General features: G+C 67.7%; 14 protein-coding genes. 11 read left to right on the top strand and 3 right to left on the bottom strand.

The features are described from left to right. Positions 1–2: 2 nt before the first annotated feature. Positions 3–1,238: an ABC transporter substrate-binding protein gene (locus AB0L70_RS24010; RefSeq protein ID WP_363687678.1), complete on the bottom strand. Its 1,236-nt coding sequence runs from the start codon at positions 1,236–1,238 to the stop codon at positions 3–5. Between the two features lie 169 nt (positions 1,239–1,407). On the opposite strand from AB0L70_RS24010, the gene AB0L70_RS24005 reads away from it, so the two are divergent. Next, positions 1,408–2,424, top strand: a complete 1,017-nt coding sequence (locus AB0L70_RS24005) for a LacI family DNA-binding transcriptional regulator (protein ID WP_363687676.1) — start codon at positions 1,408–1,410, stop codon at positions 2,422–2,424. A 277-nt stretch (positions 2,425–2,701) separates the two neighbouring features. On the opposite strand, the gene ilvY is transcribed toward AB0L70_RS24005, so the two are convergent. Further along, the gene (gene ilvY, locus AB0L70_RS24000; RefSeq protein WP_363687674.1) at positions 2,702–3,610 is read right to left on the bottom strand and encodes an HTH-type transcriptional activator IlvY; all 909 of its coding nucleotides are present in this window, start codon (positions 3,608–3,610) and stop codon (positions 2,702–2,704) included. A gap of 75 nt (positions 3,611–3,685) precedes the next feature. On the opposite strand from ilvY, the gene AB0L70_RS23995 reads away from it, so the two are divergent. From AB0L70_RS23995 to AB0L70_RS23950, 10 genes are all read left to right on the top strand, one after another. After that, positions 3,686–5,125, top strand: a complete 1,440-nt coding sequence (locus tag AB0L70_RS23995) for a ketol-acid reductoisomerase (RefSeq protein ID WP_363687672.1) — start codon at positions 3,686–3,688, stop codon at positions 5,123–5,125. Positions 5,126–5,267: 142 nt separating this feature from the next. Next, positions 5,268–7,817: a glycoside hydrolase family 3 N-terminal domain-containing protein gene (locus tag AB0L70_RS23990; protein WP_363687670.1), complete on the top strand. Its 2,550-nt coding sequence runs from the start codon at positions 5,268–5,270 to the stop codon at positions 7,815–7,817. 10 nt (positions 7,818–7,827) lie between these two features. Then, the gene (locus tag AB0L70_RS23985; RefSeq protein WP_363687668.1) at positions 7,828–9,108 is read left to right on the top strand and encodes a DUF1343 domain-containing protein; all 1,281 of its coding nucleotides are present in this window, start codon (positions 7,828–7,830) and stop codon (positions 9,106–9,108) included. Further along, the gene (locus AB0L70_RS23980; RefSeq protein ID WP_363687666.1) at positions 9,105–10,829 is read left to right on the top strand and encodes a serine hydrolase; all 1,725 of its coding nucleotides are present in this window, start codon (positions 9,105–9,107) and stop codon (positions 10,827–10,829) included. The genes AB0L70_RS23985 and AB0L70_RS23980 overlap by 4 nt, the downstream gene beginning before the upstream one ends. A 36-nt stretch (positions 10,830–10,865) precedes the next feature. Beyond that, on the top strand, positions 10,866–11,753 hold the full coding sequence (locus tag AB0L70_RS23975; protein WP_363687664.1) for a MurR/RpiR family transcriptional regulator: 888 nt from the start codon (positions 10,866–10,868) through the stop codon (positions 11,751–11,753). A 100-nt stretch (positions 11,754–11,853) separates the two neighbouring features. Further along, positions 11,854–12,747 (top strand): N-acetylmuramic acid 6-phosphate etherase, encoded by an 894-nt coding sequence (murQ, locus tag AB0L70_RS23970; protein WP_363687662.1) that lies wholly within the window; start codon positions 11,854–11,856, stop codon positions 12,745–12,747. 97 nt (positions 12,748–12,844) lie between these two features. Then, a complete protein-coding gene (locus AB0L70_RS23965) occupies positions 12,845–13,303 on the top strand; it encodes a MarR family transcriptional regulator (RefSeq protein WP_363687660.1) in 459 nt (152 codons plus the stop codon). Next, a complete protein-coding gene (locus AB0L70_RS23960; RefSeq protein ID WP_363687658.1) occupies positions 13,300–14,733 on the top strand; it encodes an MFS transporter in 1,434 nt (477 codons plus the stop codon). Before AB0L70_RS23965 ends, AB0L70_RS23960 begins: the two co-directional genes overlap by 4 nt. Positions 14,734–14,766: 33 nt before the next feature. Further along, complete coding sequence (locus tag AB0L70_RS23955; RefSeq protein WP_363687656.1) at positions 14,767–15,060, top strand: DUF1330 domain-containing protein; 294 nt, start codon at positions 14,767–14,769, stop codon at positions 15,058–15,060. A gap of 832 nt (positions 15,061–15,892) precedes the next feature. After that, entirely contained in the window at positions 15,893–17,293 is a 1,401-nt protein-coding gene (locus tag AB0L70_RS23950) for an AMP-binding protein (RefSeq protein WP_363687654.1), read from the top strand. Here AB0L70_RS23950 and AB0L70_RS23945 read toward each other — a convergent pair. After that, the gene (locus AB0L70_RS23945) at positions 17,224–17,817 is read right to left on the bottom strand and encodes a 4'-phosphopantetheinyl transferase superfamily protein (RefSeq protein ID WP_363687652.1); all 594 of its coding nucleotides are present in this window, start codon (positions 17,815–17,817) and stop codon (positions 17,224–17,226) included. The genes AB0L70_RS23950 and AB0L70_RS23945 overlap by 70 nt on opposite strands. Positions 17,818–17,823 lie beyond the last annotated feature (6 nt).

The following is a 17,823-nucleotide window of genomic DNA, read 5'->3' as shown; positions in this document are numbered from 1 at the left end:
GATCAGCCGCCGGACGCCTGCTTGAAGGCGTCCTGGGGTGAGGCCTTACCGGTGAGCGCCAGCTGGATCGCCTGGTAGATCACCTTCGCCGCGTCCGGCCACTTGTCGCCGAGCTTGCCGGTCCGCGCGCGGGCGGTCTTGACCTGCTCGGTGAAGGCCTTCATCGACGGCACGTCCTTGACGTACTGGTCGAGCAGAGCGGTCTTGGTCGGGATCGTGAACCGGGCCTTCGCCCAGGCCAGCTCGTTCTGGTCCGAGTTCAGGCACTTCACGAAGTCCGCGGCCTTCTGCTGCTTGGCCTGGTCCTTGTTCAGCGGGACGGTCCACGCCTCACCGCCGAGCGGCGCGACCGGCGTCTGGTCCGGCTTGTTCAGCGGGAACGTGACCACGTCCCACTTGATGTTCGGGAACTTCTCCAGTGCCGGGATCTGCCACGGCCCGTTCACCATCATCGCGGCCTTGCCGGCGACGAACTGGTCCTTCGCGTCGCCCTGGGTCCAGTTGATCACGCTCTTCGACGCCGACCCGGACTTCACCAAATCCGTCCACAACTGCAGGGCTTCGGACACCTGCGGGGTGTTCAGGTCGGTCTCGTCACCGCCGTTGGTCCACATCGCCGGCAGGAACTGCCAGGAGCCTTCGTACGTCGCGTTGGCGTTGAACGCGATCCCGTATCGACCCGGCTTGGTCAGCTTCTTGGCCGTGGCCTTCAGCTCGTCCCACGTCTTCGGCGGCTGAACGCCCGCCTCCTGCAACATCTGCTTGTTGTAGAACAACGCGATCGTGTTCGTCACCGGCGCCAGTCCGTAGAGCTTGCCCTGGTACGACGTCGCGTCGACCATGCCCTGGATGACTCCGTCCCCACTCAGACCCAGGTCGTTCAGAGGCGCCAGCGCGCCGGTCGCGGCGATCTGCTGTACGTCGGGGTTGTCGAGCATCAGGACATCCGGCAACGTCTTGGACGAGGCCTGCTGCAGCACCTTCTGGATCAAGGTGTCACCAGGCACCGTCTCCCGCTGGATGGTGATGCCGAGCTCGCTGGCACACGAGTCGAGACCCTTCTGCACCAGCGACTTGTCCGGATCGTTGTTGTAGTAGTCCAGGATCGTGAGGCTCTTCACGCTCTCACCGGACGAGGATGACGAACCGGCGTCGCCGCCGTTGTCACCGCAGGCCACCAGCACGAGCGACAACGTGGTCGCCCCGGCCAGTGCGGCGGTGATCCGCTTGCTGATCATGACATCGGTCTCCTTCAGGGGAATGGGCCGATCAAAGCGTTTAACCACAGGTCCGCAGAGATGCGCTGGTTACTTGCCTGATGGTCGGTAAACCGCTTAACTGAGGTGTCCAAGGACTATGTTCCGTAGGTCACACTGCTGTCAAGAGTTCAGAGGGGGGCGCGATCCGATGGTGACCATTCGGGATGTTGCGGATCGTGCTGGTGTCTCCACGGCAACCGTCTCGTTCCTGCTGAACGACACCAAGCCGGTGCGGGCGACCACCCGGGCGAAGATCGAGCAGGCGATGGCCGACCTCGGCTACCGGCGCAATGTGGTGGCGCGCGCGCTCGCAAGCCGGCGTACGCACATCATCGCGATGGCGTATCCGGCGCTCGACCACAAGTTCGGCTTCTCGGCGGCGGAGTTCTTCACCAGCGCGGCTGAGGCGGCACGGAAGCAGGACTATCACCTGGTCCTCTGGCCGGTCGGCAACGACGGCACGGAGCTGGATGAGCTGGTGGGACAGGGATTGGTCGACGGCGTGGTCCTGATGGAGGTCCAGCTGGACGATCCGCGCGTGACCGTGCTGCAGGCCAACCAGACACCGTTCGCGTTGATCGGGCGGACGAGTGCGCTCGAGGGGCTGGCGCACGTCGACATCGACTTCGACAAGACGGTCGAGGACGCGGTCGCCCACCTGTACGGACTGGGCCATCGGAAGATGGTGCTGGTCTCCGGCAACCTCGCGGATCCGTTGTTCAGTACGTACGGTCCCTACGTCCGCTCCGAAGCCGCGTATCGCCGGATCGCTCCGGAATACGGCCTGGAAACCGTGGTGATGGAGTCTTCCGGGTCGACCCGGGCCGGCCAGGAGGCGATGGCCTGCCTGATCCGTGATCACCCGGATGCGACCGCCGTGATGATCGTCAACGAGTTCGCCGCGCTGGGCTCGGTGGCGGGCCTGAGTCGGCTCGGCCGCACGATCCCCGACGACATCTCGGTGCTGCCGTTGCTGATGGCACCGGAGATGGCGGCGCTCACGAATCCCGAGCTGACGATCATGCGAACGCCCGGTCCGGAGCTCGGGCAGCTCGGCACCGAGGCCCTCATCCGCCAGCTGGAAGGCGCGGATCCGCTGCCGCCGCAGCTGGTCCCGGCGAAGCTCTATCCCGGCGCGACGGTCGCGCCGCCGCGGGCTGAATAACCTCGGCGAACGAGTAGAGCTCGGAGGCCTCGCGCAGCGCTCATCCGAGGCCGTTCGAGCGCCCGGCGTACTTGTGCACGTGAGGCGGATCTCCGCCACTCATCAAGCACCGATCTTGGGCGACCGTAGTGCTCCGGCCTGCGTGGGTCGGCTGCGCTGCTCGACGTTGGTGAGTGCTGGGAGTCCACTGACGGGCTGGACGATCGGTCCAAGAGTCCGCCTGGATGATCGGCGTGATCGTGGCGGCCGGCTGGAGTGGCCGACGCGGAGTGGACTACTACGTGTTCTTCGGTACGCCGACGGGCCGAGGATCTCTTGGCATCGGCCAGCTGCTGAGGTTCCAGAGAGCGGTGATGAGAGGGCGGTGAAGATCTGCGCGGCGGACGCAGACGCCGATCGTCAGGGGATCGAGGAGCGAGTCGTTGGGCAGCTCGACGAGGCGGTCGGCGATCGGGGAGGAGTCGAGAACCAGGCGGGGGACGATGCCGGTGCCGTAGCCGAGCGCTGCGAGGGTGAGGAGAGCTTCGTGGCCGTCTGGTTCGGCGGCTATGACTGGCTTCATGCCGGTCGTGCGGAACCAGCGGAAGGCGGCCTCGCGGACGAGCCCTCGAGCCGGCACCACGAAGGGTCCGCGGACGTCGGCAAGTGACGCTGGTGAGTCGGCGTCGCCGCCTGAGGCGGTGACGAGGACCAGGTCGGTGACCGCGAGGGGCCGGGTGACCAGCGATTGGGGCAGGCGTCGAGGGATGCCCGCGACCGCGGCGTCCACTTCGCCTTCGTCGAGTCTGGCGAGGGCTGCGGCTGCGTCGCCGGTCCGGATGTCCAGACGGATCTGGGGATGCGCCGACCGCAATGGCGCGAGCAGGTCGGGAAGGAGGGCCTGGCAGGCGGTGACGGTGGCGAAGATCTTCAGCTCGCCGGCCAACTCGGCCGGCTCGTCCGCGCCGGCCCGATAGTCGTCCCACAGTGCCAGTGCTTCTTCGGCGTACGTCGTGAATCGCTGACCATCCGCGGTGAGCACCACGCCGCGCGGCCCACGGTCGAGCAGCCGGGCGCCCGCGCGGACCTCGAGCCGCTGGATCGTCCGTGTCAGCGTGGCCGCACTGACGTGACACTCCAAGCTCGTCCGCCCGTAGTTGAGCGTCCGGGCCAGATGCAGGAACAACTCCAGCTCGCGGTGTTCCACGTTTCACCTCCTGCAACGCCCCGGTGCAGATGTTGCGCTTGCTGCAACATCGTACCGGGACTTTAACTGAAAGGCATGACCTCCCTCACCTCGTCGGTCTTCCGGACCGAGACCATGACAGTGCCCGGCGGGACCGAGACGATCGTGCGGGGCGGGCGGGATCTGTTCCCGTTGCTGCCGCAGGCGCTGCACGGCGTACGGCGGATCGGCGTCATCGGCTGGGGTCCGCAAGGTCGCGCCCAGGCGCAGAACCTGCGCGACTCGCTGGCGGGGACGGACGTGACCGTGTCGGTCGGGCTGCGGCCTGGGTCGTCGTCTGCCGAGGATGCGCGCCAGCATGGGTTCGCCGTGGGGGACTGGCTCGAGGTCGCGGCCGCGTCTGACCTGGTGATCCTGCTGATCGCCGATGCGGCCCTGGCCGCCGAACACGAGCAGATCTTCGCCGTACTGAAGCCAGGTGCCACGATCGGCCTCTCGCACGGCTTCCTGCTGGGGCATCTGAAGGCGATCGGCAGTGACTTCCCGGCCGGCCATCCGGTGATCGCGGTCTGCCCGAAGGGAATGGGCGACTCGGTACGGCGTCTCTACCTGCAAGGCGCGACGATCAACGGCGCCGGCATCAACGCGAGTATCGCCGTACACGCCGACCCGGACGGTCATGCCACGGATCGGGCGCTGGCGTGGTCGATCGGGCTCGGATCGCCGTACACGTTCGCGACGACGCTGCGGGACGAGTACCTGTCCGACATCGTCGGTGAGCGGGCGATCCTGCTCGGTGCGGTCCACGGCCTGGTCGAGGCGCTCTACCGGCACTTCCGGCTGGACGGGGCCGATCCGGTCACGGCGTACGAGCGTTCTACCGAGGCGGTGACCGGCCCGATCGCCCGGACGATCTCCACCGAAGGTCTGGCCGCGGTCCGGGCTGCGACGGGCGATCAGGAGCTGTTCGATCGCGCGTACTCCGCCGCCTACGGGCCGGCGCGTGACCTGGTCGCCGAGATCTACGACGAGGTGGCCGACGGCACCGAACTGCGGAGCGTGATCCTGGCCGACAAGCGGCTGGCCACCCGGCCGATGACCGAGATCGGCGGCAGCCCGATGTGGTCGCAGAGCGCGGCGGTCCACGCCCGCCGGGAGACGACCGAGGCCACCATCGATCCACTGACCGCGGGGCTGTTCGTGGCGACGATGATGGCCCAGGTCGACGAGTTCGCCGAGCGCGGTCACGCCTGGTCGGAGATCGTCAACGAGTCGATCATCGAGGCGGTCGACTCGCTGCTGCCGTACATGCATGCCCGCGACGTCGCCTACATGGTCGACAACTGCTCCCGGACCGCCCGGCTCGGGACCCGGCGCTGGGGTCCGCGCTTCCAGGCCGCGTACGAGCAGATCGTCCTGCCGGGCCTGGAGGCGCCCGCCGACCCGACCCTGATCAAGGCCTTCCTCGACAACCCGACCCACGAGGCCCTGGCTGCGGCTGCCGTACTGCGCCCTTCGGTGGACATCTCCGTCTGACCGTCATCAACATCAGTTCGTAATCAGTCCTTGACCCGTTGTGCGTGCGTGGGTAACTTTCAGGTCGCGGGGGAGCGCCTGTAATTCAGTTACGTTGACGTCCGCCCCTGCCCGCCCGGACTGAGCTGGTGAACTGATGCAAATGACCCGACGCCAATCCCTCGGACTCGCCGCTGCCGCTGTCGCCGGTACGACGATCGCCGGTACCTCGACCGCCTCCGCCAGTACCGATCGCTGGGTCCGCGAGACCCTGCGACGGATGACGCTGGAGCAGAAGGTCGGCCAGCTGTTCGTCTGCTACGCCTACGGACCGGCTGCCGACACCGCCGACGCGCGCAACACCAGCCTGTACGGCGTGGCGACGCCGGCCGAGGTGGTGGCCAAGTTCCACCTCGGTGGAGTGATCTACTTCGCCTGGACAGACTCGGTCAAGGACCCGCAGCAGATCGCCCGGCTGTCCAACGGACTGCAGAGCGCCGCGCTGGCCGACAGCGGCATCCCGCTGCAGATCAGCACCGATCAGGAGCACGGTGTGGTGGTCCGGGTCGGGCCACCGGCGACCCAGTTCCCGGGTGGGATGGCCCTCGGCGCGACCCGGTCGGCGCAGTACGCGCGAGCCGCCGGAGCGATCGGCGGCCGGGAGCTGAAGGCCGTCGGCATCACCACCGACTTCGCGCCGGACGCCGACGTCAACATGAACCCGCTGAATCCGGTGATCGGCGTCCGCTCGTTCTCGTCCGACCCCGCACTGGTCGCGGAGCTCACCGCGGAACAGGTGAAGGGCTACCAGCGCGACGGCAAGATCGTGTCGACCGCGAAGCACTTCCCGGGACACGGCGACACCGCGACCGACAGCCACACGGGTATCCCGGTGATCAGCCACACCCGCGACGAGTGGACGCGGATCGATCGGCCACCGTTCGAGGCCGCGATCCGGGCCGGGATCGACTCGATCATGACCGCGCACATCGTCGTACCGGCACTTGACCCGGCCGGTGATCCGGCCACGTTGAGCCGGCCGATCCTGACCGGCATCCTGCGCCAGGAGCTGCGGTTCGACGGTGTCGTGATCACCGACTCGCTGGGGATGAAGGGCGTCCGGGACAAGTACGGCGACGCCGGGATCCCGCTGCGGGCGATCGAGGCCGGCGTGGACCAGCTGCTGATGCCGGTCGATCCCGGGCTAGCGTACAACTCGGTCCTGTCGGCGGTCCGCGCTGGACGGATCAGCGAGGCGCGGATCGACCAGAGCGTCGAGCGCATCCTGAAGCTCAAGCTGAAGACCGGCGTCGTCGACCATCCGTACGTCGACCTCGCCCGCGTCGCCAAGATCGTCGGTACGCCGGCCAACTACGCCCAGGCCCAGCAGATCGCCGACCGCAGTACGACGCTGCTGAAGAACGACGCCGGCCTGCTCCCGTTGTCACCGGCGCCGCGGACCATCCTGATCGCCGGCTACAGCCCGGCGATCCTCGGAACTGCGCTGCAAGGCCGCGGTGCGTCCACGGTCGTGAAGGACACCGGTACGACGCCGACCGACGCGAAGATCGACGACGCCCTGGCGGCGGCTGCGACCGCCGACCTCACCGTCGTCCTCACGAACAAGGCCTGGGACACCGAGGTCACCGACAAGGACGCCAAGCAGCAGAAGCTCGTGAACGCCCTGCTCGCCACCGGCCGACCGGTGATCGTCGTCCCGGTGCGCGACCCGTACGACGTCGCGTACTTCCCGACCGCGCAGACCACGCTGGTCACTTACGGCACGGCGGCCGTGTCGATGGAGGCCCTCGCCAAGGTTCTGTACGGCGAGATCGCGCCCACCGGCAAGCTTCCGGTGGCAATCCCTGCGCAACCTGATCCGACCAAGACCCTGCACCCGTACGGCCACGGGCTCACGTTCGACCCACGGCAGACCCGCTTGACGGTGGCGTCGTACAACATCCATGCGGGTGCGGGCGAGGACAACGTGTTCGACCTCGAGCGCACAGCTCTGGCACTGAAGGCGCTTGACGCCGACGTGATCGGGCTGCAGGAGGTCGACGTGCACTGGGACGCCCGCAGCGAGTGGCGGGACACGATCGCCGAACTGGCCGCCAAGCTCGGAATGCACGCGGGCTTCGCACCGATCTACGACCTCGATCCGCCCGCGGCCGGGCAACCACGCCGGCAGTACGGCGTCGGCGTACTGTCTCGTTTCCCGCTGGTTCGGACCGAGAACCACTCGATCACCCGGCTTTCTACCCAGGACCCGAACCCGGTGCCCGCGCCGGCGCCCGGATTCCTCGAGGCGGAGATCGACGTGCGTGGTCGCCGGGTACATGTGTACTGCACGCACCTGGACTACCGGGCGGATCCATCCGTGCGGGCCGCGCAGGTCCGGGACACGGTGAAGATTCTGGCCGGCGACCGGCGGAAGGATCTGCAGATCATGACCGGTGACTTCAACGCCGAGGCGACGGCTCCCGAGCTCGCCGGGCTGTGGAAGCGGCTGACCGATTCGTGGACCGCGGCCGGTTCGACCACCGGCGGTCCGAACACCTATCCGGCGATCGCCGCGAACAAGCGGATCGACTTCGTCACCGTCGGCGCCGGCTTCCGCGTGCTGCGCGCCGAAGTGCCTGCCGAAGTACCGCTCGACCAAGCCGCCAGTGACCACCGCCCGATGGTCGCCGATCTCTCGTTCCACTCCTGAGGAGTTCCCCATGAAGCGACGCAGTTTGCTCGCCGGCGCCGGTGTCCTGGCCGCCGCCCCGCTGCTCGACGTACCGGCTGCCAACGCGACTGGTGGCAGCCACGGCAAGGCGATGACCGGGGCCGAGGCGCTGGCCAAGGACGGTTGGCGTGCACTGGCCGGTCAGAAGGTCGGCGTGATCAGCAACCCGACCGGGATCCTGCCCGACTTCACCCACATCGTCGACACCATGCACGCGTCCGGCAAGGTGAACATCGTCGCGGTCTTCGGCCCCGAGCACGGCTTCCGCGGTAGCGCCCAGGCCGGTGGTTCGGAAGGCGACCACGTCGATCCGCGCACCGGAATCATGGTGTACGACGCGTACGGCGCCAACGCGGACAAGCTGGCCAGCCTCTACACGGCGTCCGGTGTGGAGACCGTGGTCTTCGACATCCAGGACGTCGGTGCGCGCTTCTACACCTACATCTGGACGATGTTCGAGGCCATGCTGGCGGCGGTACGGACCGGCGCGCGTTTCGTCGTACTGGACCGTCCGAATCCGGTCGGTGGGTATGCGCGTGGGCCGATGCTCAAGCCCGGCTTCACGTCCGGCGTCGGGAAGAAGGAGATCCTCCAGCAGCACGGCATGACGGTCGGCGAGCTGGCCCGGATGTTCAACGCCGAGTACCTGCCGCTCGAGCCGAACGGCGGGCGGCTGCGGGAGCTCGAGGTCATCCAGGTGAAGAACTGGAAGCGCGATCAGCTGTACGCCGACACCGGTGCGACCTGGGTGATGCCGAGCCCGAACATGCCGACGCCGGACACCGCGCTGCTGTACCCGGGCCTGTGCCTGTTCGAGGCAACCAACATGTCCGAGGGGCGCGGTACGACGCGACCGTTCGAGCTGATCGGGGCGCCGTACGTCGACTACAAGTGGGCCGAGGCACTGCAGACGAAGAAGATCCCGGGCATCCAGTTCCGGGAGGCCTACTTCACGCCGACCATCAGCAAGAACGCGAACGTGCTCTGCGGCGGCGTCCAGGTGCAGATCACCGATCCGCACAAGGCGGAGGCGATCGTTGCCGCGACCCACATGATCGTCGAGGCCGGCAAGCTCTACCCGGACTTCACCTGGCGGGCCGAGACCCCGCCCGGACGCTGGATCGACCTGCTCACCGGCTCGGACCGCTTCCGCACCATGTACACGGCCGGCGCGACCGCCGAGGAGATCGTCGCGGCCTGGAAGTCCGAGACCGACGCGTGGACCGCTCGCCGGGCGAAGTACCTTCTGTACAAGGGAGCGCACCGATGAAGCGCCTTGCCGCGCTCACGGTAGCCTCTGCGATGATGGTGACGATGGCAAGCCCTGCAGTTGCTAATGGCAACAACTCTGGCCGGTTCGACCACCCGTACGACGGGTATGCGCCGAAGGGGACGCTCTTGCGCGATTCGACCCCTGCGAAGGCCGGTCTCGACCCGGCCCCGATCGACGCCGCCCTGGCCCAGGTGGACGGCTGGACCAGACCCAGCGGTACGACGAGACCCTTGTACGCCGGCGCGGTCACGCTGCTCGGCCACGACGGGAAGATCGTCACCAAGACGGCGACCGGGATGGCGCTCAAGTACGCCGACGGTGCCGGCACCGAATTGCCGCCGGACCAGCAGATCCCGATGCGCACCGACACGATCTTCGACATGGCGTCGGTGTCGAAGCTGTTCACGTCGATCGTCGTGATGCAACTGGTGGAGAAGGGCAAGATCGGCCTGGACACGCCGATCGCGTCGTACGTCCCGGAGTTCGCGGCGAACGGCAAGGAGGCGATCACGGTTCGGCAGGCGCTCACGCACACCACCGGGTTCCCTTCGTGGCTGCCGCTGTGGAGCACGGGCAAGACGCCGGAGGAGCGGCTGCAGCTGGCGCTCACCGCGAAGTTGCAGAACCCGCCCGGAAGCACCTATCTGTACAGCGATCTGAACCTGATCTCGCTCGGCGAGGTAGCGCACCGGGTCACCGGGAAGACGCTCGACAAGCTGGTCGCCGACGGCATCACCAAGCCGCTGCGGATGCGGGACACGGGCTACAACCCGGATCCCAAGAAGAAGCCGCGGATCGCCGCGACCGAGTTCCAGACCGCGCCGCCGCGCGGCATGGTGTGGGGTTCGGTGCACGACGAGAACGCCTGGTCGCTGGGCGGCGTCGCCGGTCACGCCGGTGTCTTCAGCACTGCGGACGATCTGGCCGTGCTGGCCCAGGCGTTCCTGAACGGCGGCAGTTACGGCGGGGCCCGGATCCTCAAGGAATCCTCGGTGACCGCGATGATCACCAACTTCAACCAGGCCTTCCCTGGGAACGACCACGGTCTCGGCTTCGAGCTCAACCAGCGCTGGTACATGGGCGGCCTGTCCGGTCCACGTACCGCCGGTCACACGGGCTACACCGGCACGTCGATCGTGATCGACTTCGACTCCCGCTCGTTCGCGATCCTGCTGACCAACCGGGTGCACCCTTCGCGTGACTGGGGTAGCAACAATCCGGCGCGTCGTGCCGTCGTACAAGGGCTTGCGGAGTCGCTCGGAGTCGGACCACGGCACGGCAAGGACGCCTGGTTCTCCGGTACGACGGACAACGCGAGTGCGACGTTGTCGGTGCAGGTCGCCGTACCGACTGATGGGGCGAAGTTGGCGTTCGATTTGTTCGTCGATACCGAAGATTCGGACTTGCTGTACTTGGAATCGTCGACCGACGGGACCACTTGGAACAAGGTTCCTTTCACCGTGCGCGATCGGGGTTCCGTAACTGACCATGACGGTTCGATCAGTGGATCGGGCGATCGGCATTGGCATCAGGTCACCGCGGAGCTTGGTGCGGGTGCTCAAACGATCAGATGGCGCTACACGACGGATCCGCTGTACGAGGGCCGTGGTGTCTACGTCGACGGTGTGAAAATCACGAGCGGGAGTGGTGAACTTCTCGATGGTGAACGAACGCCTGAATCATTTACCGCAACAGGTTGGAGACTTTCGCGTCGGTGACCCCACTTCGTGCATGGGCGCCGTACCGTGGCTGTCATGAATTCAACAACCTCTCCAGAACCCACGGGGCCGCTGTTGGTCCGGGTCCGCGCGGTCATGCCCGCGCTGGCGCCGGCCGAGCAGCGGGTGGCGAACGCGGTCCTCGCGGATCCGGGCGGAGTGGCGGCGATGACGATCTCCGAACTGGCGGAGGTGGCTTCCACCTCGGAGACCACGGTCATCCGGTTCTGCAAGCAGATCGGCGTTCCCGGCTATCCGCAGCTCCGCCTGCAGCTGGCGGCCCAGTCGGCGCAGGAGAGCCTCCGGCCTGAGGTCGGCGGTGACATCGAGCCGGGCGACTCGTTGGCCGATGTGGTCAGCAAGGTCGCGTTCGCCGACGAGCGGGCGGTCCGCGAGACCGCCCAGCAGATCGACGTCGACGCGCTGGGCAAGGTCGTCGACGCGGTCGTGAACGCTTCGCGGGTGGACCTTTACGGGTTTGCGGCGAGCGCTTTCGTCGCGCTGGACCTGCAGCAGAAGCTGCACCGGATCCGCCGGGTCGCTTTCGCTTGGTCCGACGTACACATCGCGTTGACGAGTGCGGCGCTGCTCGGTGACGGCGACGTGGCGATCGGGATCTCCCACACCGGTACGACGGTCGAGGTCGTCGAAGCGCTCGAGGAGGCGGCCAAGCACGGCGCCACCACGGTCGCCGTGACGAACTTCCCGCGGTCCCCGCTGGCCAAGACGGCCGACCTGGTGCTGACCACGGCCGCGCGGGAGACGACGTACCGGTCCGGGGCGATGGCGTCGCGGATCGCGCAACTGACGGTGATCGACTGCCTGTTCATCGGCGTCGCCCAGCAGGTGCTCCCGGTCGCCCGGAAGGCGCTCGAGGAGACCGCCAGCGCGGTGCGCGGGCACCGGCTCAAGGGCTCGGAGTAGCGGTCCTCGAGGCGGAAGTAACGGATTGCGGTTTCGTCAACTGTTTCCGTCAACGATGAACAGAATTGAAAATCCTTCAGTAGAAAACTAACATCGACCTGTGACCACACCGACGGAGCAGCGCAATCCCCGGACGCTCGCCATCGATGCGGTAGGCACGAGCGAGATCCTCTCGATGGTGAACGCCGAGGACGCTCGAGTGGCCGGCGCTGTCGCCGTCGTCATCCCCGAGTTGGCCCGCGCGGTCGACGCCGGGGTGGAGGCGATCCGCGGCGGCGGGCGGGTGCACTACTTCGGCGCGGGGACGTCGGGGCGCCTGGCGGTGCTGGATGCCGCCGAGCTGCTGCCCACGTTCCACGTTCCGGACGGACTGGTGGTCGCGCACCACGCCGGCGGTCTGGAGGCGTTGCTCCGCGCGGTCGAGAACGTCGAGGACTCCGAGGAGGGTGGAGCCGCTGACGCGGCCACAGTGACCGGTCAGGACCTCGCGATCGGCCTTGCCGCTTCCGGGAGTACGCCGTACGTCGCCGGGGCGCTGAAGGCCGCACGAGCGGCTGGGGCGACCACTGTGCTGATCACGTCCAACCCCGCGGCCCCGTTGGCGCCGCTGGCGGACATCGTGATCGCGGCTGATACGGGTCCTGAGGTGATCGCGGGGTCGACGCGGCTGAAGGCTGGGACCGCGCAGAAGATGATCCTGAACGCGTTCTCGACGACGCTCATGATCAAGCTCGGCCGGACCTGGTCGAACCTGATGGTCGACCTGGTCGCCACCAACAAGAAGCTCCGCGGTCGGATGCTCCGGATCCTCGCTGAGGCGACAGGCGCGGACACCGACGCCTGTGAGGCGGCGCTGGCCGAGGCAGATGGCGAGCTCAAGCCAGCCCTGGTCCATCTCCTCACTGGCACTCCAATCCCCGCCGCCAGGGCCGCCCTAGAGGCAGCCCACGGCCGCGTAGCCACGGCGTTGACCACCCTGGGTGCTCCCGCCTAGTACCTCTCACGCGAGGGGACACCGCCTCTGGCGGCCGTTTGGCGACGCCCTTTGGCAAGTACATAAAGAATGAATATAAAGATGTTATGCTTCTGGCATGAGTCGTCAAGACATCGCTCCTGGCGCGTCCGCCGCCATCGGGGCAGCCCTCTATAGCCTGGCCACCAGGGCCGTGAGACGCCTGCCCCGGGACATGAGCCTGACGTCCGCCGCCACCCTGGCCACCCTGGACCGGACCGGCCCGCGGCGCATCACCGATCTGACCGCGATCGAGGGCGTCACCCAGCCCGCGATGACCGCGCTGGTCCGGGTGATGGAGGAGTCCGGCCTGGTCGAGCGGCGGGGCGACGCGTCCGACAAGCGGGTCACGCTGGTGTGCCTGACCGAGGCCGGCGCCGCCTATGTCCGGACGCGGCGCCAGGCGGGCGTCCACGCGTTCGAGCAGTTGATCGGCGAGCTCACCGGCGACGAGATCGAGGCCCTGGTCGCGGCCCTGCCGGCGCTGAAGCATCTGGCAGAGCTCGAAAGCCAGGACCGCGAAGGGCCGAAGCAGTGACCGGCCAGCCGGTCGGCGGGGGCGCGGCGAAGGCGTTCCCGGTGGCGGGTTCCGAGGAGCGGCTGCTGGTCCCCGCCCTGATGTTCATCGCCCTGGTCGTGGCGGCGGTCGCCAGCCTCGGTACGCCGCTCATCACCAGCGTGGCGACCTCGTTCCATGTCTCGCTCGGCAGCGCGCAGTGGACGCTGACCATCGCTCTGCTCAGCGGCGCCGTCGCCACACCCGTACTGGGCCGGCTCGGAGCCGGTCCGCACCGGCGGGCCACGATTCTCGCCACGCTCGCGGTCGTCGTCGCCGGCAGCGCGCTCACCGTGCTGCCGCTGGGGTTCGCGTGGCTGCTGGCCGGCAGGGCGGCCCAGGGCGTCGGGCTCGGGCTGACGGCGCTGATGATGGGCGTGGCCCGGGATCACCTCCCCGAGGTGCGCAGCGCGGCCGTGATCGCCCTGATCTCGGTGGTCTCGATCATCGGGGCCGGCGTCGGCTACCCGCTGGCCGCACTGCTCGTCGAGCTCGGCGGGGTCCGGGCCGCGTACGGCCTCGGCCTGGTCGTCACCGCCGCCGCTCTCCTGACCGCATGGCGCTCGATGCCCGAAGCTCCCGAGGGCCGCTCCGCCCACTTGGATGTGGCAGGAGCGGTCGTTCTGGCCGCTGCGCTACTCCTGGTGCTGTTCCTCGCCGGCGACCGGAATCTGTGGAGCCGGCACGTCGCCGTGGCGGCGGCCCTTGCCGTCGTCGCGGTGGTGCTGCTCTGCGCCTGGGTCATCATCGAGCTGCGCAGCACGACGCCCCTGATCGATGTGCGGGCGGTGCGGCACCCGGCGGTCGCCGGGGCGAACCTCGCCATGTTTGTCGGCGGGATCGGCATGTACCTCCTGCTCACGCTCATCACCCGGTACGCGCAGACGCCGCACGGCGCCGGCTACGGCTTCGGGCTGACGACCTTCGTCGCCGGGCTGGTCCTCATCCCGTTCTCGGTGCTGGGGTTCGTCGCCGGCAAGCTCACGCCGCGGGTCCGGACGCGGATCGCCAACCCCCTGCTGCTGGCCGGCAGCGCCGTCGTGGTCGGCGGCGGGTTCGCCCTGTTCGCGGCGGCCCGGTCGGACCTGGCCGAACTGTTCGTGGCGATGGGTGTGCTCGGCTTCGGCGTCGGCGGTTTCTCGGCGGCGATGCCCGGTGTCATCCTGGCCGTCACCCCCAAGAGCGAGACGTCGAGCGCCATGAGCTTCAACTACGTCGTACGCAGCGTCGGGTACTCCCTGGGCAGCGCCATCGGCGGCCTGATCCTCGCTGCGGGCACCAGCCCCGGCCACCTCTTCCCCGACGACAGCGCCTACACCACCGCGGCGCTGGTCGGTATCGGCGCCATGGCGATCACGACGCTGACAAGCCTCGCTCTCGCCCGCCGACGCTCGTCCGAAACCAATCCGTAAGTCAGATGCACTCATCTCAACACTGGAGGTTCCATGCCCAAGGGCTACTGGGTCAGCGCCTACCGCACCATTTCAGATCCTGAGAAGCTGGCCGCGTACAACGAGCTGGCCGCTCCGGCCGTCAAGGCCGGCGGCGGCCGGACCATCGTCCGCGGCGGTCGCGTAGTGGCGCACGACGCCGGAATCGCCGAGCGCACCGTCCTCGTCGAGTTCGACACCTTCGAGCAGGCCGTAGCAGCACACGAAAGCCCGGCCTACCAAGAAGCGCTGGCCGCCCTCGCCGACGGCGTCGAACGAGACTTCCGAATCGTCGAAGGAACTGACTGATTGCACATTGGTGAGGTAGGCGAGTGGAGGCTGTGCCAGCCGGCACAGCCTCACCGCCGCCTCACCACGTCACCTCCCACACCACCACCCGCACAAGGCGCCACCCTCACCCGCATCACCACATGCGCGGCACCCTCACCCACCAGCTCCCCGCGCGCATCTCCAGATGCGCGGCACCTCGTCCCTCACCTACCAGCTCCTCGCATCCCGTCGTGTGCCACAACGCCCGGGAGATGAGTCTGCGACTCGCGCCGAAGGCGTCAACAGACTGTCGCCGCCGAAGGCGGTGTCCTTCTACTTACCTTCATCACCACATGCGCTGCCGGGCGATCACCTACCCGCTCACCGCATCCCGTTCGCGTGCCACAGCATCTGGAAGACGGGTATGCGCGCGCCGAAGGCGCCACGAGACTGTCGCCGCCGAAGGCGGTGTCCTTTACCACCCTCATCACCACACGAGACACCTCCTCTCTCACCTATCAGCACCCCACGTGCCGTTCGCGTGGCACAGCGTCGGGAGACGGTTTGCGCCCGCGTCGGAGGCGGTGTCCCTTGAGAGTTTTTGAGGTTGTGGGTGGGGGTTTTAGTGGGGTGAGGGGAAACCTTCATTAATGGGGATCGGGTAGACCTTTTGTAACCTCCGCATACCGTTTGTGTGGTTTGTTTTTGTTGTGGGTGGGAGGGGGGAAATGGGGGTTGCGAGGGGTAATTGGGTGATTACTGCTGGTCCATAGCGTAGTTGTGTGATCGTGTCGTATCGTCGCGTCATCGCCAGGCCTTGGTGGAGGTTCTGGTCTTCGAATCCTTTGTGTGGAACGGCTTTGGAGCTCGGATGACCATGGACGGTGCTGTTGTGCTGCCCGGAACCACCCTCGGTGCGGAGTGGGTCGACGATGTCCTGCTGGCCGGCCCGGCCGGTGATATTTGCTTTCGTTTACCTGACCCGGTCGACCGGGAGAAATTACGCCGACTGGTCCGCGATCGGCAAACCGAACTGGCCCAGTCCGGTTTTAGGCCCGGTGGCGCAGTGGTCTTACGGCTGCCACCGTCAATGGCTTTTGTTACGCATTTGCTGGCGGTTTGGCGCAGTGGTGGCCAGGCGATCCTGCTGGACCACCGCCTGACCGACTACGAGGTCCGTCGCGCGATCGAACGACTGGTCCCGCAGGTGGTCGTTTCCCCGCGCAGACTCGCGCCGGCAGGCCTGCGAACGTTCGTCGAGGTCGACACCGACCTGGCCAGCTATTCGGGCCATCCGGCCGGTACGACGCACGCCGTCGTACAACTGAGTTCCGGCTCGACCGGCCCGTCGAAGGTGATCGGGCGGACCGCGGACGACCTCGTCGAGGAGGTACGCCGGTATACGCAGATCGACGGCGTACCGCAGCGGGGGGAGCGGCTGATCCTGCTGCCGTCGATGGTCCACGTGCTCGGGTTGGTCGGCGGACTGCTCTACGGGCTGCACGCGGGCGTCGAGTTGGTCCCACCGGCCCGGATGACCGGCGATGCGATCGTCCAGGCGATCGGATCCGCCACGACGCCGGCGACGGTGCTCGGGGTGCCCTTCCACATCGGGCTGCTCGCGTCGGTGCAGGATCCGCCGTGGTTGCCGCAGTTCAAGCGGATGACGACCGGCGGCGAGCTGGTGCCCGCCGCGGTGTGGCAGTCGTTCGAGGACAAGTACGGCGTACCGCTCGGGAACATGTACGGGATGACCGAGGTCGGCGTGATCGGCACCGACCTGTACGGCGAACACCGGCCGGCGATCCGGCCCGCGCCGGGGATCGAGGTCCGCGCGATCGACGGCGAACTCCAGGTCAGCCGTCCGGAGTCGCCGTACCTGGGACTGTCCGACCCGACTCGCTGGTCCGGCGGCTGGCTGCACACCCGCGACGCCGGGGTCGTCGACCCGGAGACCGGGCTGGTGAGCATCAAGGGCCGGCTCGACTCGCAGGTCTCGATCGGCGGGCTCAAGGTCGACCTGACCGAGGTCGAGTCCACGCTGACGTCCTTACCTGGCGTCGAATCCGCGGTGGTCGTCTTCGACGGCGCGATCACCGCGTACGTGCAACTGAATACCCCACGTGCTTCGGCGACGCTCGATGCCGATCTCGCCCAACGGCTGGCGCCGTACAAACGCCCGCGGACCCTTCACGTCCTCGATCAACTCCCTCGAACCACCACCGGGAAGCTGGTCCGGGACCTCCCCACCCTCCGCAAGGCCGCCTCGTAATGCACCACGATCTCCACGAGTCCGGTCGGCGCGGCCAACGCGAGTACGGCGCCTTCCCACGGGACGTAAGTCACCACCACCTCGGGCGCGGACTCGACCACCCCGCCACCCAGTGGCATGCGGCGACGAAGGCCGGAGCTGCGAAGGCCACGACCGAGTGCCTTACCCACCGCCTCCTTCGCGGTCCACAGCTGCAGGAACGCGGTCAGCTCGTCGGATTGTTCGGCCATCCACGCCAACTCGGAATGGTCGAACCACCTCTCCGCCAAGGGTCGGATCGAGCGGGGGTGGAGTTCCTCGAGGTCGATGCCGAGAGGTCCGTCGTACGACGCGGTCACGGCGACCAGGTGGTGAGTGTGGCTGATGCTCACCGCGAGGCCGGGGATGTGTGGACGTCCGGATGGGTCATGGGTGAGGGCCGGGCTGTCGACGAGCGAGCCGGCGAGCGTGAGGAGCAGGTTGTGGGCCGCGGTTCGGGGCTCGGCGCCGGCGGGCGCGATCCAGACATGTACGGAATCTCCCACCGAAAG

The sequence above is a fragment of the Kribbella sp. NPDC051952 genome (genome assembly GCF_040680855.1).
GTDB lineage: Bacteria > Actinomycetota > Actinomycetes > Propionibacteriales > Kribbellaceae > Kribbella.
This window is presented reverse-complemented; position numbering and strand designations above follow the sequence as displayed.